Origin of the sequence: Kocuria sp. SM24M-10, from assembly GCF_001027955.1 — a bacterium.
Taxonomy (GTDB): Bacteria; Actinomycetota; Actinomycetes; order Actinomycetales; family Micrococcaceae; genus Kocuria; species Kocuria oceani.
The window spans coordinates 1-21539 of sequence record NZ_LDNX01000151.1; the positions used below are offsets into that span (position 1 = coordinate 1).

Sequence of the window (21539 nt, forward strand, 5' to 3'; positions counted from 1 at the left end):
ACTCCCTGACCGCCCTCACCGCCTAATTCCCCTACGAAGGATCGCTACACCACTCCAGGGGGCTTGACCGTGGACGTAGGCGGCTCCGGCCTTCTGGGACGCAGCCCAGGATTCGCGGGGGCCCACGCAGTTGAAGCTCAGCACGCCAATAGTCGTGCCCTGTGCCTGAAAGATGGCCGGCTCGATGGCGGCCGCCAAGTTTTCACCGGCCCCGGTGGTGAGCATGCCGGCAGCCCGGGCGTGGCGGACTGTGTCATTGACCCCGTCGGGGCCTGCGTCGTAGATGTGATTGCCGGCCAGGGTGACCACACCGAAGCCAGCGGCTGCAACATCGGTCAACGCAGTCGGGTCAGCCGGCGGAGCCGGTACGTCCAAGCTGGCCTGAACTGTGGTGTGCGAGTGCGGCACCTCCACGTGCCCGATGCTCAGATCGGCGCGTGACAGCAGGGCTGTAGCGGGCTCGAGGAAGAAGGCAGGGTCCGGCTCATCAAGCACCAGATCTCCCACTGCGGCGATGGTGATGCTCATGTCAAAGACTCCTGCACTGCGGGCTCTGCCATCACCGAGGTTTCGGCGCGCCCGCTGTCACGGAATCGACTCAGGAACGACTTCAGGCGATCGGACTGGGGCCGGGTGAAGATGTCGGTAGCGCTGCCCTGCTCCACGATGCGCCCCTGGTCCATGAAGACCACCCGGTCGCCCATCTGCTGGGCGAACTCCATTTCATGGGTGACCACCACCATCGTCATGCCCAACTGGGCCAGGTCCCGCAGCACGGTGAGGACCTCGTCGACCAGCTCAGGGTCCAGAGCCGAGGTCGGCTCATCGAAGAGCATCACCCTTGGTCTGGGAGCCAGCGCGCGGGCTATGGCCACTCGTTGTTGCTGCCCACCGGACAGCTCCCGCGGATGCGCGTCGGCCTTATGGCTGAGGCCTACCTTCTCAAGGAGGTAACGGGCACGGTCTTGGGCCTCGGCCGGGGTGGCTCCGTGGGCCAGCTGGTGCGGGCGGGTGATGTTCTCCAGGACCGTCCAGTGGGGAAAGAGGTTGAACTGCTGGAAGACCATGCCCATGTGGCGCCGCTGCTCGGCGATGTCCGTCTCCCGCAACGGGCGCACTCCCCCCCGGTGGGGCTCGAAGCCCAGCAGGGTCCCGTCCAGGTACATCGAGCCCCCGTCGATGGTCTCGAGCTGGTGGATGCAGCGCGCCAAGGTGGACTTCCCGGACCCGGAGGGGCCGATGATCACTACGACCTCGCCGTCATGGACGGTGAAGTCCACCCCGTCGAGAGCCTGCAGCTCCCCGAAGCGCTTGCGCACCCCATGGACCTGCAGCACGGGGACCTTGCTGGTTCGCTCGTTCAAGGAACTGGTCATTTCGTTGCCCCTCCCCGGGACAGGAACAGAGTGCGGGATCGACGGGCCGGGGCTGCGTCATAGCCACGTCCGTACCGGCGTTCGAGGATGCGCTGGAAATAGGTCAGAACCGTGACGACCACCAGGTACCAGATGCAGGCCACGATGAGCATGGGCACGATCTGGTAGGTGCGGTCAGCGATGACCTGCACGGAGAAGAGCAGATCGGTCATGGCGATGACACTCACCAGCGAGGTGCCCTTGACGGTGGCGATGAACTGGTTGCCGAACGGGGGAAGAATGACCCGCATTGCCTGCGGCACCACGATTCGGAAGAACGTCTGTCGTGGGGTGAAGCCCACTGCTTTGGCTGCATCCCGCTGTCCGGCCGGGATGGAGGTCAACCCGGAGCGGATGATCTCGGCCATGTAGGCCGCCTCATGCAGAGTCAGGCCGATGATGGCCGCTGTCAGTGGGGTAATCAGCTCCGTGGTAGGCCACGACGCCAGCAGGGGACCGAATGGGATGGACAGGCTGACCTGCGGGATCAAAAAGCCGAGATTGAACCAGAAGATTAACTGGACCAGCGGCGGAATGGAGCGGAAGACACCGACGAAGGCGCGGCTGGCCCATCGTGCCGGAGCGAAGTCACTGAGCTGCGCCACCGCCAGGACTGCGCCGAAGGCGGTCCCCAACACCATGGCGATGACCGCCAGGAACACGGACATCCCCAAACCTGCCAACACGGTCGGGTGGAACAGGTAAGTGCCCACCACATCCCATCCAAAGTTGGGGTTGGTGGTGAAAAAGATTCCCAGAGCGAAGACGATCACGGCCAGGGCAATAGAGAACACCCATCGCCACGGATGCGGTCGCTGATGCCTGTCGGCCACGTCCACAGGTGTCATCGTCTGCCCCATGGCGCTGACGGAATGCACCGTGCTTCCTTGAGTCATTAAAGAGTTCATGACCTGCCTTTTAGCTCACGCCAGGATTGAGCACGGGTTCATCCACCGCCACATCGCTCAAACCCCACTTGTCAACGATCTCCTGGTAGCGGCCGGACTCGAAAAGTTCCTCGAAGGCCCCGTGCATCACGGGCCCCATGTCGGAGGACTTGGGCGTCAACAGGACCAGCTGGTCCACCCCGGCGCCCTGCTCGTCCGTCTGGGTCACGTAGCGCCAGTCTCCTTCCTGGGTGGTCATCACATCGATGGCGCCGGTCTGTGTGGTCGCAGCAGAAGATGCGCGTCCGGACTGGACAGCCAGGATGGTCGCATTAGTGTCCGCCAGCCCAAGGAACTGCACCGGCTCACGACCCTGGTCCTCACACCACTTGCTGAGGTTGGCGGTCTGTTCCTCGGTGATCGAAGCCTTGACCCCCGCCGCAGTGGTCCCGCACAGCCCTGCGGAGTCCTCGGCGTCGATGCCGCCGTCCGTAGGAATCAGGTAGGAGGTGCGGCTGGTGAGCCAGCTAACACCGTCGAACTCCTGCAACCGTTCGGGAGTGGCCTTGACAGGGCCGTTGAACGCGTCATAGCGGCCGGCCTGCATACCAGTGAGCATCTGCGGCAATCCCTCAGCCACCTCCGTGCGGATGGGAACCCCCAGAACTTCGGACAGGGCGGCCTGTACCTCCGGGTCGAGACCGGTCACCGTGCCGTCTTCCTGGATGGTCCGATACGGCGGATGGGAATCGGCGGCAAAAACCAGCTCGCCCCGGTCCTTGATCTCTTGCGGCAGGTCCTCGTACAGCGGCGCCGAGGTGTTGACGGCGCCTGCGCCGGCCGATCCGCCGGATGCGTTGTCGGATGCGTAGGTGGATGGTGACGAGCAGGCCGACGCCCCCAGGGTGACGGCGATGACGCCGCCGAGCAGGATGATCTTCTTCATCGCAGACCTCGATTGTCGAGTGGACAGGAACTGACTGCAGCCCCCGAGTGTGATCCAGATAACCCAAACACTAGGCATGTCCATAACGAGCGTCAAGACTTTGACTAGCAATTGCTGACATCTGCGCACGTACATGAAGGCGGCGAGAGCATGATGGCAGGCGCTGGCGAACTGCCCGGCGGGCGGGCGGCCTAGAGTGCCCCCAACCCATCTATGCCATGGGCTCGGGCAAGCTCCGCATATTCGGGCTGGTGCCGGGTCACCACCTCACGGATCCGTCGTTGCGCCGGAGAGGACAGTTCGAGGTAGAGGCGTTCGAAGATTGCCCGGGCTCGCTGTCGGGGCCATTCCGGGGGCAACATCGATTCGGGCAGTCCCGGATCGACCTTGGGGAAGGCCCGCCAGACATTCATCAGCTCGGTACGCCACACCAGCGCCTGCCGGGAGTCAAAAGCACCGGCATCGATGGCCTTCACCACAGTTTCGGCGTCGCTGAGGAAGTCACGATAAATGCCTTGGATGTTACCCAGATCCCAGGCGTCGGTGGGCCTTCCATAGGCCGCGCCGATACCCGTGATGTCCGCCTGGAAGACAGAGGCAGCAGTGATGCCCAAGGATGTCACCAGCGTCTCAACCTCAGGCACCACCGATCGAGGGCAAACCCACAAGCCGTCGTAGAGAGGTGCGAAGCCTAGCCACTGTAGGCCGGTCCGCAATTTGTGCCGAGCTCCCCGTTGGTCCTCGGGCACCGAGAACGCCACGCATGTCCAGCGGTCCAGCTCATACGGCTCCCACCCAAAAGTGCTGATTCGATTCAGCCCCCCCAGCAGTCGATAGCGCAGCCTGGATGACAGGGCATAAAAGGTGCGGCGTCCTTCTCGGGATACCACTACCCGCTCTTCACGGGACAATCGGCTCAGCACGGTCCGCGCGCCGGCCTCAGTGATTCCGAAGTCTCCCATCAACTCCACTAGCGCGCTGGAGGGCACGCGAGCTCCCGGCGTCAACCAATAGTCCGCCAGCAGCGTCAACAGCATCTGTCGAGGTCTTGGGCCCTCCGCGACTGCCCCTCGCACGCTGGCGAGAAACTCTCTTCGCAGTTCGCCATTGCAGCCTTCCGGCGGCACCACACCGGTCGTTGCCACGACTCCTGCCTCTCCCCAGCTCACCTACCCTGATTCCCGTCCTTGGTCGCCAGCAACTTGGTCTAATGCGGTGCCAACCATTGCTGGAGGCTCAGCGCTATCCTCCGGCGGGCAGGACCAGGACGGCGAATCACCTTCGCACACGGGACACATGCTGGACGATGGATACCATTATGGCGTGCCGCCGGAACGTTGCACCCGAAGCGATGGCGTCGGCTCAGGTGGGGTCGTGGGGGACCGGCGGATGAGGCGGCAACGGGCTCCACGGTGTCATCGCGCTTTTCGGTTCTACATCACCCATAGCCCACTGAGGACAGTGACTGCACCCCAAAACTATGCACGATTTTGGCCCAATTCATATGGGCGCTTTGGATTGGATGGCCGCAGCATCTCCTTGCACCACTGGCACAATGCCCCATCCCAAGCCGGGATCATGAGCGCCTGCCCAAGAATCACTGTCAAGCAAATGAGAGGCCACATGTCACTGATGCGGCAATCCCTCGTGATTCCGCCCCTGTCTGCTGCTGGACAACCATGACGTTGAAGGGCAACAAATACAGCTCGAGGTGTGGACGTCCGCGTTTTCACCCGAACATGGCACCCACACTCCCATGACCCTGTGGCGAAGCTGGTCTGCGAACTAGGAAGTGGCCCATATGTGAACCGCGGGGTGCTGGATCAGGCGCGGTGAGACGCCACCTAGTGGCACGAGTTCCTCATCCTCCCGGTCGTTCGCGACATGGAAATCCACCTGTCGCCTACCAGTGCATTCATCACTCCCGTCATATCAACCGGACAGCGACCATGGCGGTGCGGAGTCGGATCGGCCCTAGGGGGCCCGCCAGCACTCGACTCTCTGGGCGGCCGCGACGGGACGAGTGGGGGGCGTCAGTGACACGCGCCGGCACCCTTCCCCGGTCTCAGCGGGTGGCTTGTTCCCGCAGGACATTCTTGCGGATCTTGCCGGACGCCGTCCGGGGCATGTCCGGAACCAGGGAGAGCGTCTTGGGCACCTTGTAGCGGGCCAGCCGGCCGGCCAGGTGCTCCTGGACCTTCTCGGCGGTGAGCTGCGCGCCGTCGCGCGGGACGACCACCGCATGGGGGACCTCGCCCCATTTCTCGTCGACGACACCGACGACGGCGACGGCGGCCACTTCCGGAAGTTCCTGGATCACCGCCTCGATCTCGGCCGGGTAGATGTTCTCCCCGCCGGAGATGATCATGTCTTTGATTCGGTCGGCCACGAACAGGTAGCCGTCTTCGTCCAGGTAGCCCAGGTCGCCGGAATGGAACCACTGGCCCTCGAAGGAGCCGGCGGCGTCGGGACGGTTCCAGTACTGCGCGATGACGTTGGGTCCGGAGATGAGGATCTCTCCGGTCGCCCCGGGCTGCGCCCGGTGACCGCCGGCATCCACGACGCGCACGTCGGTGAAGAAGTGCGGCAGCCCGGAGGAGCCCGCCTTGTCCCGGGACCTGGCCGCCGGCAGGGTGGTGGCCCCCGGGGAGGTCTCGGTCATGCCGTAGTTGGCGGTGAAGGCCAGGCCGCGGTTCTCGTATGCCTCGAGGACCCGCATCGGCACGGCGGAGCCACCGCAGGTGAGCTGACGCAGGGAGGAGATGTCCCGGGTCTCCCAGTCCGGGTGCTCGCAGAGCATCTGGAAGGTGGTCGGCACCCCGGAAAGCCACGTGACCCGGTGCTTCTCGATGAGACGCAGCACGCGAGCGGGGTCGAACTTGGACTCCAGCACAAGCGTGGCACCCTTGAGCAGGGCCGGCAGCACGCCCATGCCCAGTGATGCGACGTGGAACATCGGGGAGATCATCAGCGAGACCTCGTCCACGGACAGGTCGTAGTCGACCAGCACGTTGAAACAGTTCCACGTGAAATTGCCGTGGGTCAGGCACGCCCCCTTGGGCCGGCCCGTGGTGCCTGAGGTGTAGAGGATGACGGCCAGGTCATCCAGGGACACAGGCACGTCCTCGGTCCACGGATCGGCCGCCGCGATGACGGAGTCCAGCGCCGGGGTTCCGCCAGACGTGCTGCCACCCACGGCCCAGCGAAGGAGGTCGGGCAGCTCCCGCGAGGCAGGCTCAGCCAGTCCGGTGAGTGTCTCGTCGTGGATGAGCAGCTTCGCCCCCGAGTCCTCGAGCTGGTAGCGGATCTCCGGCACGGCCAGCCGGGTGTTCAACGGCACCAGGACGGCCCCGACCATCCCGACCGCGAAGAGGGTCTCCAGGAAGGCCGGGCTGTTCTCCCCCAGCAGCGCCACCCGGTCCCGGGGTCGCACCCCGGCCGAGGCCAGGGCACCGGCCAGTCGCGCCGACCGCTCGTGCAGCTGGCGGTAGGTGAGCGCGTCGTCTCCGTGGATCACCGCGACCTTGGGCCCGGACTTCTCCAGCCTCCGGATCAGCCAGGACCCCAGTCCTTCGTTGTGCATGCCACTGCCTCCCTGGAAGTCCACCGAATCAATAGTTGAATATCTCCACTATTTGCCCCTCACAGTAGTGAGACACAGGTCACCTGTCCAGGGTCTCGCTTCATGCGCTCTCCGGTCGAAAGATTCGTAGATCACATAGTTGACATCCACAACAGTGGTCGACTGCAATAGTTGATGTGAGGCAGGTCACTGAGGTCGGCTGGTGCCCGCCTCGCCCGCTCCGGCACCAAGAACTTCCCTTCCGAGCCCCGCCCGGAAGGGGCGCCCCGCCCGCTCGAACGAGGAACCACCATGGCCACAGCTACACCCGACGCCTTGGCGTCGCTGGACACCCGCGCCCGTCAGAAGGAGGCCCGCAAGGTCATCCTCTCCAGCTATCTGGGCTCGACCATCGAGTACTACGACTTCCTGCTTTACGCCTCGGCCTCAGCCCTGGTCTTCCCTGCGGTGTTCTTCACCGATCTGGACCCGCTGGCCGGGGCGATCGCCGCCTACGGCACTTTCGCCGCCGGCTATCTGGCCCGGCCGCTGGGCGGGGCGATCTTCGGGCACTTCGGGGACCGGCTGGGGCGCAAGAAGATGCTGATCGCCTCCATGCTGATCATGGGCATCGCCTCCACTCTCATCGGCCTGATCCCCTCCGCGGCCACCATCGGCTCCCTCGGGGCGGTGATCCTGGTGCTGCTGCGGGTCTGCCAGGGCATCGCCGTGGGCGGGGAGTGGGGCGGGGCCGCCCTGATGGCACTGGAGCACTCCACCCAGGGCAAGCGAGGCTTCGCCGCCTCCTTCACCAACGCCGGCGCACCCACCGGTGCCGCCCTGGGCACGTTCGTGCTGGGGCTGTTCGCGGCCATGCCCGAGGATCAGTTCCTCTCCTGGGGCTGGCGGGTGCCATTCCTGCTCTCGGTGGTGCTGCTGGTGGTGGGCATCATCATCCGGTCCAAGGTCTCCGAGAGCCCCATCTTCCAGGCCGCCCTGGCCAAGGAGGCCGCCCAGGGCGCCCCGGCCAAGCCCAAGCTGCCCATCGCGGAGGTGCTGCGCCGCCCGCGCGCCCTGATCTACACCATGCTCGCCGGGGCCTCCGGTTTCGCCCTGCAGGTCTTCATGGCGACCTTCGCCGTCAGCTACGCCGTGGAGCACGGCGCGGAGCGCCGCCCGGTGCTCTACGCCTTCGCCCTGGCGTCCCTACTGAGCGTGCTCTTCGTCATCGGCATGGGCCGGCTCTCGGACCGCTTCGGCCGCCGCCCGGTCATGCTTGTCGGACTGGTGGCGTTCATCGCCCTGCTCATGCCACTGTTCGGCTGGTTCGGTTCGGGCAACGTGTTCCTGATCTTCGCCGCCTTCACCATCGGGTTGCTGTGTCACGCGGCCATCTACGGGCCTCTGGCAGCCTTCGTCTCCGAGCAGTTCGGCACCACCTCCCGCTACACCGGCGCCTCCCTGGGATACCAGCTGGCCACCCTGCTGGGGGCCGGCTTCACCCCGACCATCCTCGCCTCCCTCTACGCCTCCTCCGGCGGGGAGACCGGGTCGGTGGTCTGGTACCTGGCCGGAATGTCGCTGGTCAGCGCGGTGTTCATCCTCCTCACCCGCGAGTCCAAGGACTACGACCTGGCCACCCACCAGCACTGACCCCGCGCAGCCGCGACAGCCGTGGGCCCACCCTGTCCGGGCGGGCCCACGGCTGTCGCGTGCAGCGGAACCGACTGGACTAGAACGCAGCCATCCGCAGCAGCCGGGTGAGCTCCTCGCGCTGTGCGGGACTCAGGGCCGCCAGGGAACGCTCTGTGGCGGCGTCCACGACCTCCTTGGCCCGGGCGTACAGCATCCGCCCCTCCGGAGTGGGCACGATGATCTTCGACCGCCGATCACGGGGGTCCGCCTGGCGCTGGACCGCACCGCGCTCCTCCAGTTCATCGATGATCGCCACGATCTGACTGGGATCCAGCACGAGGAACGCACTGAGCTCCCGCTGGGTCGGCCCCTCATCGCTGCAGGCCAGCGCCAGCACGGAGTAGTGACGCACCTTCAGACCCAGATCCCCGAGCCCACGATTGGCCTGCGAGGATCCCATCGATGCGGCACGCGCCATGAGGAAGACCGGCTCCTGGGCCAGTCCCGTCTGGGCGAGACGCCCCGGACCGGCCTCGGCAGGGGCAATTCGAGCAGTCATGAGGTCACTTCCTGGCGCTACGGGCACTGGTGTCCCCATTCTACGGAACGGGTGTGAATCTTACGCATAGAAGTTCTTAACCATTGACTTTATCAACCATTCGAGATGCAATGAGGAATGTCCGCACTAGTGACCGGCATCACGGATCGATCTCCTGCCGGTCCCGAGCACAAGGAGTTCTCCCATGACCGACACCACCACCGCCCCGCTGGCCGGCAAGGTCGCCGTCGTCACCGGCTCCGGACAGGGCCTGGGCCTGGCCTACGCGCAGGAGCTCGCCCGACAGGGCGCGGCCGTGGTGATCAACGACGTCAACCAGGACACCGCCGAGGCCGCCGTGGCGTCCATCGCCGAGGCCGGCGGCCGGGCCGTGGCGGTCGTGGCACCGGTTGGATCCACCGAGACCGCCACCGCCCTGGTGAACGGTGCTGTGGAGGCCTTCGGCGGCCTCGACATCCTGGTCACCAACGCCGGAGTGCTGCGGGACAAGTCCGTGCTGAAGATGACCGACGAGGACTTCGACCTCGTCGTCCAGGTCCACCTGCGCGGCACCTTCACCTGCGTGCGCGAGGCCTACCGCTACTTCAAGGACAACGGAATCCCCGGGCGGATCATCACCATCGGCTCCCCCACCGGCCAGTACGGCAACTTCGGGCAGACCAACTACGCGGCCGCGAAGGCCGGGATCGTGGGCATGGTCCGCACCTGGGCCCTGGAGATGCGCAAGGCCGGGGTGACCGTCAACACCGTCGTCCCCGTGGCCGCCACCGCCATGACCGAGACCGTCCCCTACTTCGCCTCCGCCGTGGAGGCCGACCGGGCCGGGGAGCCCATGCCCGCGTTCTTCCGCCACGACCTGGGCTTCGGCACCGCAGGCGACGTGGCCGGTCTGATCGCCTACCTTGCTTCCGAGGAGGCCGCCGGGATCACCGGTCAGGCCATCGGCGTCGGCGGGGACCGCCTGCAGGTGTTCTCCCACCCGACCCCCGTGGCCACCGAATACCGCGACGGCGGTTGGAGCTTCCAGGCCCTGCGCGAGGCGTTCCCGGCGATCATCGAGGAGACGCTCCAGCCCGTCGGCGAGAAGCTGCCCCCGCTACCGGAAGAGCTGCAGCCCGCCCCCGCCGACGCCCGCTGAACCACCACCGGCCCCGGAGGATACCGAGATGACCTACGAATACGGGCTCGACCTGACGTCGCTGGACGCCATCGACATGCACGTGCACATCGAGTGCTCCGACCACGGGCACCCGTCCCTGCCCGCCACCCTGACCGAGGCCTCCGCCAAGTACTTCCAGGCCGAGGACCGCTCCCCCACCCTGGACACCATCGCCGAACGCTACCGCGCATGGAACATGGCCGCGGTCGTCTTCACCGTCGACGCCACCACCGCGCTGGGCCACGAGCCCAACTCCATCGAGGAGATCGCCGCCGGGGCAGCGCGCAACAACGACGTGCTGATCCCTTTCGGCTCCGTCGACCCGCACCAGGGCGCCCGGGCCGTGGAGCGGGCGAAGAAGCTCGTCGAGCACCACGGGGTGAAGGGCTTCAAGTTCCACCCGTCGCTGCAGGGCTTCGACCCCTCCGACCAGCAGTTCTACCCCCTCTACCAGGCGATCCAGGCCCTGGGCGTGCCGGCCCTGTTCCACACCGGGCAGAACGGCATGGGTGCCGGGCTGCCCGGGGGCGGCGGGATCAAGCTGGCCTATTCCAACCCGCTGCTGCTGGACGCGGTGGCCGCGGACTTCCCCGAGCTGCAGGTCATCATGGCCCACCCCTCGGTGCCGTGGCAGGAGGAGGCCAACTCGATCGCCACGCACAAGGCCAACGTGTGGATCGACCTCTCAGGCTGGTCGCCGAAGTACTTCCCCGAGTCGCTGGTGAAGGCCTCCAACCGGGCGCTGCAGGACAAGGTGCTCTTCGGCACCGACTACCCGCTCATCACCCCGCAGAAGTGGCTGAGCGCCTTCGAACAGCAGTCTTTCACCGACGAGGTCCGCCCCAAGATCCTCAAACACAACGCCGTGCGCCTGCTCGGCCTCGATGAGACACCGGCGATCACCCCGGAAGCCGCCGGAACCCGATCGGCATGAGGCAGCAGCCCATTCCCGACACCGATCAGGCAGCACAGAGCGCCGGTGAGCGGCTGTATCCGGACTGCGACCCCTACGGCGTCGAGGAAAAGTTGACCGAGGCGGAGAAGGTGCCCCTGCGCCGACTGCGCCGGGTGCTGGAGGACGAGGCACAGCCGCTGCTGGCCGAGTACTGGGGGGCCGGGGAGTTCCCCGACCAGATCGCGCCCTCCCTGCAGGCCCTGGACCTCATGACCCCGCCCGAGCTCACCGCCGACGGCGCGACCCCCCGGTCGCTCTACCACGGGTTCCGGATCTTCGAACTGGCCCGTACCGACGCCTCGATCGCCACGTTCTACACCGCCCAAGCCGGGCTGTTCCGCACCGCCTGCCGCGTGGGCGGCACCCCCGAACAGTTCGCGGCCTGGGACCCGCGGATCACCTCCTTCGAGATGACCGGGGTGTTCTGCCTGACCGAGCCCGACCACGGCTCCGACATCGCAGGCGGGCTGGCCACCACGGCCCGCCGCGAGGGTAACGAGTGGGTACTCACCGGGGCCAAGCGCTGGATCGGCGGGGCCTTCACCGCCGACTACCTGGCCGTCTTCGCCCGCGACACCGCCGACGGGCAGGTCAAGGGCTTCCTCGTGGACCGCCAGGCCCCGGGCGTACGGCTGGAGAAGATCCACGGCAAGACCTCCCTGCGCATGATGCAGAACGCCGACATCCATCTCGACAACGTCCAGGTCCCCGAGACCATGCGGCTGGGCAACGTGGACTCGTTCAAGAACGTCGCCGCGATGCTGCGCGCCATGCGCTCCGACGTCGCCTGGATCGCCACCGGCATCCAGGCCGGCGCCTACGAAGCCGCCCTGGCCTACGTGCGGACCCGCGAACAGTTCGGCCGCCCGATCGGCAGCTTCCAGCTCGTCCAGGAGAAGCTCGCCCGCATGCTCGGCAACGTCACCGCGTCCCTGACCATGGTCGCCGGCCTCGCCGAACAGCAACAGGAGGGCATCTACCGGGACGAGGACTCCGCCCTGGCCAAGATGTGGATCAGCGCCCGCATGCGCGAGACCGTCGCCCTGGCCCGCGAGGTCGTGGGCGGCAACGGCATCACCCTGGCCTACGACGTCGCCCGGTTCCACGCCGACGCCGAAGCCGTCTACTCCTACGAAGGCACCCACGAGATCAACGCCCTCGTGGTCGGCCGCGCCCTTACCTGCACCAGCGCCTTCGTCTGAGCCGCTACCGGCCCCTACCGCTCCCACCCGCCACACACCACCACCACGGAGGACACCACCATGAGCCAGACCCAGACCCAGACCGTCGTCGCCTTCGACGAGGTCAAGAACCTCATCGACACCAACCTCGGGCACTCCGCCTGGCGGGAGATCACCCAGGACCAGATCAACACCTTTGCTGAGGCCACCGACGACCACCAGTGGATCCACACTGACCCCGAACGGGCCAAGGATGGCCCCTTCGGCGCCCCGATCGCCCACGGCTTCCTGACCCTGTCCCTGCTCATCCCCATGTGGTCCGAGCTCTTCGACGTCACCGGGGTGAGCACCAAGGTCAACTACGGCCTCGACAAGGTCCGCTTCACCGCCCCCGTCACAGTGGGCTCGCGGATCCGCATGACCGTGACCATCGCCGACGTCCAGGAGGTCAAGGGCAACGGCCTGCACCTCGTGGCCGACGCCACCATCGAGATCGAAGGCCAGGACCGGCCCGCCGTCGTCGCCACCTTCCTCAACCGCTTCTACGCCTGAACCAATCCACACCAAAAGTGGTCTCTGCCTTCGGACAGAGACCACTTTTGTCCACGGTGATTTCTCGTCATGGAAGATGACCAACCAGCGCAAAGCGGAGGACCCCTGACCCCTCGATTGCAACGCTTAAGATTCACAGCCTTCAATGGTGGCCGATCCCCCGCCACCCGCGCCCCTTTCTGCGCCGATACCGGGCCATATGTAAAGCCAAAGGTTTACGGAGTCCTGCTTATCGAGCTGTAACCCATGGGATTTCTCGCATCTGATGCAGCTATTGGTCCCACCCCGCCTACGGGCGTCGGCCCGATGTGCTTGTTCAAGCTTCCGGACTGGATCTGCCGATGACCAACGAGGGCTCCAAGCGAATATCCGCCTGGAGCCCTGACTCGGGACCTTCACTGACGAGGCGAAGGATGGTGTGGCTCATTTTCTCCACCGGTTGTCGCACCGTCGTCAGCTCTGGGTAGGCCAGCGGTGTCACTCCGATACCGTCGAAGCCGATGACCCGGAAGTCCTCCGGTACCTGAAAGCCCTTCGACTGCAGGCGGCCCAGCAGGCCGAGAGCAATGACATCTGCCGCGGCGACCACTGTGCCTCGCTGGAAACCTCGCTCTACCAGCTCGTCGGCAGCTCTTTGCCCCCACCGGACATTGAAGTCACCGAGCAGCACGGGAGCGTCGGGGAAATGCTGGCGAAAACCGTCGAGTCGTTCGTGTGCCGAGGATGACCGGGGGTCGGCCCCCACGAACACGACCGGCTGCTCCGAGACCTTCACATGTGTTTGGACGTGGTCCCGGATCAAGGACATCCCGTGGAGGTTGTCGCAGCCCACGTACAGGGCTCCGGATGCGAGGACATGCCGGTCCAGCTGCACGGTGACGACTTCGGCCATCGCCGCATCCAGGCTCGCCCTGCTGTTGTGCTCATCGCAGGGAATCATGACCAGGGACTGCATCTGCCGCCCGAGGAAGGACTGCACCCTGCGCTGCTCGGCCTCCAGACTGCCGCCGGCACTGGCGACGAACAGGTCTATGCCCGCCGGCTCCGCCGCTCGGCTCAGATGCTCGACCAGGGCGGCGAAAAACGGATTGTCCAGATCGGGCACGATCAGCCCGACGGTGCCGGTGTGCTGCTGTCGTAGCGCCCGGCCGAGCAGATTGACTCGGTAGCCCAGTTCGGTGGCGGATTGCATCACCTTGCCGCGGAGTTCGTCCGACATGGGCCGGTTGCCGTTCAAGGCCCGAGAGACCGTGGCAACGGAGACTCCGGCGTGAGCTGCTACGTCCTTGACGGTGACGCGTGTTGTCCGAGCCTGCACCCACCCTCCATCCGAGCGTTATACAACCGTTACCTAATGCGACTTCTACCCGCAACAAGGCCCGGGCTACCGTCAATATACCTCGGTAATCGATTACCGACGTATCTACTTGGAGGTAGCCGTGAACTCGAACCGTCTCTTTCCCGCCTCACTCCGCCTTGGCATAGGCCTAGCGGCCGTCGTGTCGCTGTCGGCCTGCGGCTCCGGCGGCGAGGAATCCTCGGCTGCCGGTGAGGGAGAGTCCTGCAAGATCGGCATGACGCAGATCAACCAGACAGCGGTCTTCTTCACGCAGATGAACGAAGGCGCGCAGGAAGCAGCCGAGGCTGCCGGGTGTGAGCTGACCATCGCGAACGCGAACAACGATTCGGCCACGCAGAGCTCGCACATCGAGAACTTCGTCTCTCAGGGGATGGACGGCATCATCGTCGTTGCCATTGACGTCAACGGCGTGACACCGGCCGTTGAAGCGGCCCAGGAACAGGACATCCCGGTGGTGGCCATTGACGCGGAGGTCGAAGGCGTGGACACCTTCGTGGGCGTCGACAACGAGGCCGCCGGCACCGAGGCCGCGCAGTGGATGGTCGACGAGGGGCTGGTCGAGGGGCAGAGCTACGGAGTCGTCGACGCCAAGAACTCCTTCATCCAGAACCAGCGCGAGGACAGCTTCCGCGCCGTCATCGATGACAACGGCGCGGAGTACACCCAGAGCGTCAACGGCGACAACGTCCAGGAGACCGCCGCCAACGCAGCACAGGACCTGATCACAGCGCAGCCGGATCTGGACTTCGTCTACACCACGGGCGAGCCCGCGACCGTCGGTGCGGTGGCCGCCCTGGAGGGCAGCGACGACACCCAGATCATCGGCTGGGACCTCACCAAGGAAGTGATCAACGGCATCGACAGCGGACTGGTTCGCGCGGTGATCCAGCAGAACCCGAAGCAGGAAGGCATCGAAGCCGTCAACGAACTCGTCGCCATCCTCGGCGGTGCTGAGCCCAAGGGGTTCATCGGCGTCCCGATCGAGATCGTCACCGACGAGAACGTCGACGAGTACCGCTCCATCTACCCCTGATCGACCACCCACCACCTTTGACCCGGAGGTTCATCGCAGATGACCCAAGCAACCACGGAGACGCAACGGCCTCCAGCACGCGTAGAGATGAGAGAGATCCGTAAGCGTTTCGGTGCCATGGAAGTCCTGCGGGGGGTGAACCTCCGGGTCGAGCCCGGCGAAGTGATCGGACTCGTCGGGGACAACGGCGCCGGCAAGTCGACGCTGATGAAGATGCTGGCCGGTGCCGTCACCCCGGACTCCGGAGAAATCCTCATCGACGGGGACGAAATGACCGGCTCCGGCCCGCGAGCTGCACGTAGCCACGGCATCGAGATGGTCTACCAGGACCTCGCGCTGTGCAACGACCTGGATGTGGCCGCCAACCTGTTCCTCGGCCGGGAGTTGTATCACCAGCTGACCCGGCGCCTGGATAGCGCCCGCATGCACGCAGAAGCCGCCGATGACCTGGGCAAGCTGCACATCCGCATCAGCGACACCACGCAGGAAGTCGGAACGCTCTCCGGCGGTCAGCGCCAAGCGATCGCGATCGCCCGGGCTGTCACGTTCGACCCGAAGGTACTGGTCCTCGACGAACCCACGGCCGCTCTCGCGGCGAAGGAGGTCGAGATGGTGCTCCAGCTCATCCGCGATGTCTCCGCCCGAGGCGTGAGCGTCATTCTCATCACCCACCGGCTCCAGGACCTTTTCGAGGTGTGCGATCGCTTCGTCATCCTCTACGAAGGTGTCCAGCACCGTCAGCTTGCGCCGGCCGAGACCGACCTGTCCGAACTCGTGAACGCCATGATGGGGAAGTGATCTGAGGCAATGACCACCACAACAGCCGCACCCGCCAGTCGACAGAAGTCGAAAGGGTCCCGTTCGGCCTTCGTCACCAAGCACTTCGGAGTCCTGTCCATCAGCTTGGTCTTCGTCGTGCTCTTCGTCTTCTTCTCCGTCCAGGCCGATGCGTTTCTGAGCGTCGACAACCTCGTCAACGTCCTGCGCCAGATCGCCCCCACCGTGATCGTGGCGATGGCCATGACGTTTGTGATCACCACAGGTCAGATCGACCTCTCTGTCGGGTCCGTCCTCGGGTTGTCGGCCGCTGCGCTGGGCCTGTGGGCCTCCTCCGGCAGCGCCGTGCTGGCCCTGCTGCTGGTCCTGGTGCTGGGCCTGGGCATCGGGCTGCTCACCGGTGCCTTGACTGCCTACGGTCGCCTGCAGTCGTTCATCGTGACACTGGCGGCCCTCACGGCCGTGCGGGGCGTCGCTCTGCTCGTCACCGAGGGCTACAGCGCACCGATCGAGGCCCCTGTGATTACTGCCTTGGGGCAGGCCAAGTTCCTCGGCCTCTACGTCCCGACGTGGATCGCCATCGGCGTCGTGCTGCTGGCCTGGTACGTCTTCGGCAAGACCCGACTGGGACGCTACGTCGTTGCTGTGGGCTCCAACGCCGAGTCGCTGCGCCGCGCCGGTGTCGACATCCGAAAGATCCGGATGGCAGTGCTCGGTATGACCGGAATCGCCGCCGCTCTTGCGGGCATCCTCACCGCCGCCCGCCTGTCCAGCGGATCGCCCAACTCGGGAACCATGTTCGAACTCGAGGTCATCACCGCTGTCGTTCTGGGCGGCACCAGTCTGATGGGCGGCCGGGGCTCGATCATCGGGTCGGCGATCGGGGCACTGACCCTGGGCATCATCAGCAACGGCCTAGTGCTTCTCGGGGTGGATGTGTACTGGGTGCCGATCGTGCAGGGCATCATCCTGGTGGTCGCCATCCTGCTCAACAGCAAAATCTTCAGCCGTTTCGCAGGCAACGCCGCATGACTGCGGTCATGACGGTGACCGGCCCGGTCAATGCCGCCGAGCTCGGTGTCACCCTGACCCACGAACACATCCTGAACGATGTCCGCTCCTGGTCCCACAGCACCAGCTCCTCCGGGTGGGATCCCGCCGACTTCGCCACACGCCCGGTCACCCCCGACATCCTGTGGGACCTCAAGCAGGACCCCTTCGGCAATCAGGACAACTGCACGCTCGACGATCACGAGACCGCGATCGAAGAAGTCGCCCGATTCGCCGCCCTCGGCGGACAGACCATCGTCGAAACCTCCGGTCTGGGCAGCGGGCGCGACCTCGCCGGCCTGGCCCAGATCAGCCGGCGCACGGGCGTGAACATCGTCGCCGGCACCGGCTACTACCTGGAGGCCAGCCACCCGGCGGAGGTCGCCCACCTGGACAGCGAGCACATCGCCGAGCGAATTCTGCACGACATCACCCACGGCGAGGCCGGGGTCCGCCCGGGAATCATCGGCGAGATCGGGGTCAGCGCGAACTTCACCCAGGCCGAGCGGCGCAGCCTGACCGGGGCGCTGCTTGCGCAGAAGGAAACCGATCTGCCGATCCAGGTGCATCTGCCCGGGTGGTACCGGCTCGGCCATGACGTGCTCGACATCGCCGAAGGCCTCGGCGTGGCCTTGGAACGGGTCGTGCTGTGCCACATGGGCCCCTCCGGGGCGGACTCGAGCTATCAGGAAAGTCTGCTGGCCCGCGGCGCCTGGCTCCAGTTCGACATGATCGGCATGGAGGTGTTCTACGCCGACCAGGGCGTGCAGTGCCCCTCCGATGAGCAGAACGCCGCCTGGTTGGCGCGCCTGATCGAACGTGGGCACGCGGACCAGTTGCTGATCTCCCAGGACATCTTCTTGAAGTCGCTGCTGCGCAGCCACGGCGGCCCAGGATACGGGCACATCGTGCAGTACTTCATCCCCCGGCTGCATCGGCACGGCCTCGATCACGCCACGACCGATCAACTGCTCATAGACAACCCCCGCACCCTCTTCGAGGGTCGCCTCGCACCCACTGACTGACCTATCCGAAGGAGACCCCGATGACCCGTGTTCTACTCGCCGGCGAGAGCTGGATCGTTCACGAAACCCACCACAAGGGCTTCGACCATTTCAACAGCACAACCTTCGACACCGGCGCGGACGCCTTCATCGCAGCCGCCGGTGAGCAGGGCATCGAGATCGAGCAAATGTACGGGCACGACATCCCGGCCCATTTCCCGCGCACGGCCCAAGCCCTGTCGGCCTACGACGTCGTCATCATCTCGGACATCGGATACAACTCTTTCGTGCTGACCCCGGAGACATGGAAAAGGGGTGAGCGCAGCGACAACTCCATGGTGGCGCTGCGGGAGTGGACCCGTGGTGGCGGCGGCCTCATGATGGCCGGGGGCTACCTCAGCTTTCAGGGCATCCAGGGCATCGCCAATTTCTCCCGCAGTCCCATCGCCGACACCCTGCCGGTGACCATGATCGCCGGCGACGACCGGGTCGAAGCGCCGCAGGGCGCACGGGTGAACGTGCTGCAGCCGGATCACCCGCTGGGCCAAGCGTGCCTGGGCGCTCCAGAGCTGCTCGGCTACAACGAAGTCCATGCGACACCTGACGCCTCGGTCATCGCCACCGTTGGCGAGGACGTCCTGCTGGCCACACGAGAGGTCGGGGCAGGGCGGAGCCTGGTGTGGACCTCCGACATCGGTCCGCACTGGTGCCCGCAGGAGTTCCTGGACTGGGACGGTTTCGCCCCGCTCGTCGGATCCATGCTGCGCTGGCTGGCTGGGGAGGAGAAGTGATGACCACCCCGATCATCATCGACTGCGACCCCGGACACGACGACGCCGTCGCCCTGCTGCTGGCCGTCAGTTCACCCGCTGTGGAGTTGCTCGCCGTCACCACGTGCTTCGGCAACTGCTCTGTCGAAGACGCCACCCGCAACGCCATCCAGATCCTCACCTTGGCCGGTGCTACCGACATTCCCGTGGCCGCTGGCGCCGCCGGCCCACTGAATGGGGCCACTGCTCTGGGCAACTACGTGCACGGTGTCAGCGGCCTGGACGGGCCCCCCATGCCAGATCCCGGGTTCGAGCCACAGAGCGGGGACGCAGTGAGCCTGCTCTCCAGAACGCTTCGTGCCTCCGCCGAACCGGTCACACTCGTGGTGACCGGGCCGATGACCAACGTCGGCAGACTTCTGAGGGACACCCCTGAGCTCACGGAACGGATCCGTGAGGTGATCTTCATGGGAGGTTCCACCGAACGGGGCAACCACACCCCTACGGCCGAGTTCAACACCTACGCCGACCCAGAAGCGCTCGACATCGTCCTGGCCTCCGGGGTTCCCGTCCGGATGGTCGGCCTCAACCTCACCCATCAGGCACTGGCCACGCAAGACGTTGTGGACCGGATGGCGGCCATGACGCACGAGATCGGCAAGGTGTGCGCCGGATGGATGGGCTTCTTCGGGTCCTCCTACCACCGCGTCTGGGACTTCGACGCCCCGCCGGTACACGACCCTTGCACGATCGCCGCCCTCATCGACCCCGGGTCCATCACATGGTGCCCGGCCTTCCTGGCCGTCGAGCTGGACGGCACATGGACGCGCGGCACCACCATCGTCGACCTGCACCAGCGGTATCCCGATCAGGCCCCCAACGCCCAGATCGCCATGACACTGGACGCCGAACGCTACTGGTCCTTGGTCCTGGATGCCCTCGAATCCCTAGGCCGGCAGTCATGAGCGACATCGCCGCCGGGCGGGTCTGCATCATCGGTTCCCTCAACATCGACACGACCCTGCGGGTGACCCGACTCCCAGGAGCCGGAGAAACCGTTCTCGCGCGCAGCCGTCACAGCTCACCAGGAGGCAAGGGCGCCAACCAAGCCGCCGCGGCCGCCGCGCTGGGAAGCCAGGTGCGCTTCGTCGGTGCAGTCGGCGCCGACGCCCACGGTGAGCACGGCCTGGCCGCGCTGCAGGCTCGAGGCATCGACACCTCCGGCACACTGAGGGCGAAGGACTCCCCCACAGGAACCGCCGTCATCCTGGTCTCGGACGACGGAGAAAACCTCATCGTGGTGGACCCGGGAGCCAACGCAGACCTCGACGAGGAGTGGGTCACCCGCACGCTCCGCTCCGGCACCGAGGAGGTGCTGCTGGCACAGCTGGAAGTTCCGGTGCCAACGCTTCTGACGGCGGCTCAAACACGCACCCCGCACTGCTTCATCTTGAATCCGGCTCCGATGCCGGACCTCACCACACTGATGCCGCTTCTGCAGCACGTCGACGTCCTCGTGCCCAACCGCACGGAGTTGGGCCAGCTCGCCGGCAGACCCACCCCGACCTCGATGGAGCAGGTGCGAGAGTGTGTTGCCCACCTCGCGTTCCAGGGCACGCTCGTGGTGACCCTCGGCGCCGAGGGGGCCGCGATCTTCGATCCGACCGGCACTCTGGTCGAGCAGGTACCGGCGCCTCCCGTCGACGTGGTCGATACCAGCGGAGCCGGTGACGCTTTCTGTGGTGCGCTGGCTCACGAACTGGCCCAGCCGGGCACGACCATCTCCTCCGCTGTTAGGCGCGCGGTGCACCTGGCGGCAACCAGCACCCAGCACGTTGGAGCGCAAGTGTCTCCGGCTTTCGGAGACCTAGTCCCGTAAGCAGCCACATGGATCCGAGATTGCATCCGTCCGCCAAGGGGCCTCATGCCTACAGAGAGGAAACCGCCACTCCAGAAGACGCCAATAGAGCCAGCCTGCTGGCCGCTATCCGGCCACATGTGAGGTCGAGAGGGTGTTTCCACCGCTCGTTGCCGGCGTCCTGTGACGGTAGTCGCTATGGGCGGTGCGGGGTGGATGGAGATCTTTCGCTGTGGGCCTGGACCCATGAAATTGCTGCATCCACCGCCACTTCGAGTCCTTTGAGTTTTCTGCCCTCGGTATCCTGGAACGCGGCGATGCCGGCGAGGTGGGGGTACCTTTTGGGCGCGTTCGGCCAGAGGGGGACGGGGGACGCGGCGTCCAGTGCTGATCCGAGAACGATGATATCGAGCATGGTGGCCACCGGCACCCATTGCTCCTCAGGTATCCCTGCTTCATCCAGCAACCCGAGAAGTGCTTCGTATATGGCCAAAGTGGGGCCGTCCTGGACGGGTTGGCCGATCACCACCGGAACCAACCAAGGGGCTTGGGCCGATACCTCTCGATAGGAAAGGACCCACTGGCGTAGGCGCTGCGCCCAGGGAATCGAGCGATCGGCGAGGGTGTGCAGCGGAATGGAGGAGTACAGTTCGGCCCGGATCAAGGTGATGATTTCGGTGCGACCGCCGGGAACGTGGTGGTAGAGCGAGGAGGCATGCACCTTCAGGCGGGTGGCCAGCCCGGCAATGGTGAAGTCGCCATTGCGGCGAACCATCTCCAGGGCGGTGCGGACGATCAAGTCTCGAGAGAGGAGATTAGTCGCCGGCCGGCCCATG

General features: G+C 65.7%; 21 protein-coding genes. 12 read left to right on the plus strand and 9 right to left on the minus strand.

The genetic code is table 11. The features are described from left to right. Window positions 1–15: 15 nt before the first annotated feature. The 6 genes from ABL57_RS18360 to menE all read right to left on the minus strand — a co-directional run bounded on the left by ABL57_RS18360 (window position 16) and on the right by menE (window position 6831). Window positions 16–528, minus strand: coding sequence for a CapA family protein (locus ABL57_RS18360; protein WP_053005149.1), 513 nt, complete (start codon window positions 526–528; stop codon window positions 16–18). Next, on the minus strand, window positions 525–1376 hold the full coding sequence (locus ABL57_RS18365) for an amino acid ABC transporter ATP-binding protein (RefSeq protein WP_047804931.1): 852 nt from the start codon (window positions 1374–1376) through the stop codon (window positions 525–527). The genes ABL57_RS18360 and ABL57_RS18365 overlap by 4 nt, the downstream gene beginning before the upstream one ends. Further along, the gene (locus tag ABL57_RS18370) at window positions 1373–2293 is read right to left on the minus strand and encodes an amino acid ABC transporter permease (RefSeq protein WP_238986127.1); all 921 of its coding nucleotides are present in this window, start codon (window positions 2291–2293) and stop codon (window positions 1373–1375) included. Before ABL57_RS18370 ends, ABL57_RS18365 begins: the two co-directional genes overlap by 4 nt. Window positions 2294–2333: 40 nt before the next feature. After that, on the minus strand, window positions 2334–3248 hold the full coding sequence (locus ABL57_RS18375; RefSeq protein WP_082157565.1) for a transporter substrate-binding domain-containing protein: 915 nt from the start codon (window positions 3246–3248) through the stop codon (window positions 2334–2336). Between the two features lie 191 nt (window positions 3249–3439). Beyond that, window positions 3440–4285, minus strand: coding sequence for a PaaX family transcriptional regulator C-terminal domain-containing protein (locus ABL57_RS18380; protein WP_053005151.1), 846 nt, complete (start codon window positions 4283–4285; stop codon window positions 3440–3442). 1028 nt (window positions 4286–5313) lie between these two features. Beyond that, a complete protein-coding gene (gene menE, locus ABL57_RS18385; protein ID WP_047804932.1) occupies window positions 5314–6831 on the minus strand; it encodes an o-succinylbenzoate--CoA ligase in 1518 nt (505 codons plus the stop codon). Window positions 6832–7122: 291 nt separating this feature from the next. Here menE and ABL57_RS18390 point away from each other — a divergent pair, with 291 nt between their 5' ends. After that, window positions 7123–8463 (plus strand): MFS transporter, encoded by a 1341-nt coding sequence (locus ABL57_RS18390; protein WP_047804933.1) that lies wholly within the window; start codon window positions 7123–7125, stop codon window positions 8461–8463. A 79-nt stretch (window positions 8464–8542) separates the two neighbouring features. On the opposite strand, the gene ABL57_RS23440 is transcribed toward ABL57_RS18390, so the two are convergent. Next, the gene (locus ABL57_RS23440) at window positions 8543–9004 is read right to left on the minus strand and encodes a MarR family winged helix-turn-helix transcriptional regulator (RefSeq protein WP_047804934.1); all 462 of its coding nucleotides are present in this window, start codon (window positions 9002–9004) and stop codon (window positions 8543–8545) included. A 184-nt stretch (window positions 9005–9188) separates the two neighbouring features. On the opposite strand from ABL57_RS23440, the gene ABL57_RS18400 reads away from it, so the two are divergent. The 4 genes from ABL57_RS18400 to ABL57_RS18415 are packed head-to-tail and all read left to right on the plus strand — an operon-like array spanning window position 9189 to window position 12851. Continuing rightward, window positions 9189–10142 carry an SDR family NAD(P)-dependent oxidoreductase gene (locus ABL57_RS18400; protein ID WP_047804935.1) on the plus strand — a complete coding sequence of 318 codons (954 nt, stop codon included), beginning with the start codon at window positions 9189–9191 and terminating at the stop codon, window positions 10140–10142. 28 nt (window positions 10143–10170) lie between these two features. Further along, window positions 10171–11097 (plus strand): amidohydrolase family protein, encoded by a 927-nt coding sequence (locus ABL57_RS18405; protein ID WP_047804936.1) that lies wholly within the window; start codon window positions 10171–10173, stop codon window positions 11095–11097. Next, window positions 11094–12320 (plus strand): acyl-CoA dehydrogenase family protein, encoded by a 1227-nt coding sequence (locus tag ABL57_RS18410; protein WP_047804937.1) that lies wholly within the window; start codon window positions 11094–11096, stop codon window positions 12318–12320. Before ABL57_RS18405 ends, ABL57_RS18410 begins: the two co-directional genes overlap by 4 nt. A gap of 60 nt (window positions 12321–12380) precedes the next feature. After that, window positions 12381–12851: a MaoC family dehydratase gene (locus ABL57_RS18415; protein WP_047804938.1), complete on the plus strand. Its 471-nt coding sequence runs from the start codon at window positions 12381–12383 to the stop codon at window positions 12849–12851. A 316-nt stretch (window positions 12852–13167) separates the two neighbouring features. Here the strand turns inward: ABL57_RS18415 and ABL57_RS18420 are convergent, their stop codons facing one another. Beyond that, complete coding sequence (locus tag ABL57_RS18420; RefSeq protein ID WP_047804939.1) at window positions 13168–14169, minus strand: LacI family DNA-binding transcriptional regulator; 1002 nt, start codon at window positions 14167–14169, stop codon at window positions 13168–13170. A gap of 121 nt (window positions 14170–14290) precedes the next feature. Here ABL57_RS18420 and ABL57_RS18425 point away from each other — a divergent pair, with 121 nt between their 5' ends. The 7 genes from ABL57_RS18425 to ABL57_RS18455 all read left to right on the plus strand — a co-directional run bounded on the left by ABL57_RS18425 (window position 14291) and on the right by ABL57_RS18455 (window position 20724). After that, window positions 14291–15244 (plus strand): substrate-binding domain-containing protein, encoded by a 954-nt coding sequence (locus ABL57_RS18425; RefSeq protein WP_053005155.1) that lies wholly within the window; start codon window positions 14291–14293, stop codon window positions 15242–15244. An 87-nt stretch (window positions 15245–15331) separates the two neighbouring features. Beyond that, window positions 15332–16042, plus strand: coding sequence for an ATP-binding cassette domain-containing protein (locus ABL57_RS18430; protein ID WP_082157566.1), 711 nt, complete (start codon window positions 15332–15334; stop codon window positions 16040–16042). 9 nt (window positions 16043–16051) lie between these two features. Next, on the plus strand, window positions 16052–17053 hold the full coding sequence (locus tag ABL57_RS18435; protein ID WP_047804941.1) for an ABC transporter permease: 1002 nt from the start codon (window positions 16052–16054) through the stop codon (window positions 17051–17053). Next, window positions 17050–18096 (plus strand): phosphotriesterase, encoded by a 1047-nt coding sequence (locus ABL57_RS18440; protein ID WP_047804942.1) that lies wholly within the window; start codon window positions 17050–17052, stop codon window positions 18094–18096. Before ABL57_RS18435 ends, ABL57_RS18440 begins: the two co-directional genes overlap by 4 nt. A 20-nt stretch (window positions 18097–18116) precedes the next feature. Further along, window positions 18117–18866 carry a glutamine amidotransferase gene (locus tag ABL57_RS18445; RefSeq protein ID WP_047804943.1) on the plus strand — a complete coding sequence of 250 codons (750 nt, stop codon included), beginning with the start codon at window positions 18117–18119 and terminating at the stop codon, window positions 18864–18866. Further along, entirely contained in the window at window positions 18866–19810 is a 945-nt protein-coding gene (locus ABL57_RS18450; RefSeq protein ID WP_047804944.1) for a nucleoside hydrolase, read from the plus strand. The genes ABL57_RS18445 and ABL57_RS18450 overlap by 1 nt, the downstream gene beginning before the upstream one ends. Continuing rightward, window positions 19807–20724, plus strand: coding sequence for a ribokinase (locus ABL57_RS18455; RefSeq protein ID WP_047804945.1), 918 nt, complete (start codon window positions 19807–19809; stop codon window positions 20722–20724). Before ABL57_RS18450 ends, ABL57_RS18455 begins: the two co-directional genes overlap by 4 nt. Window positions 20725–20899: 175 nt before the next feature. Here ABL57_RS18455 and ABL57_RS18460 read toward each other — a convergent pair. Beyond that, the coding region (locus tag ABL57_RS18460; RefSeq protein ID WP_053005158.1) for a TetR/AcrR family transcriptional regulator C-terminal domain-containing protein at window positions 20900–21539 on the minus strand (640 nt) is incomplete at its 5' end.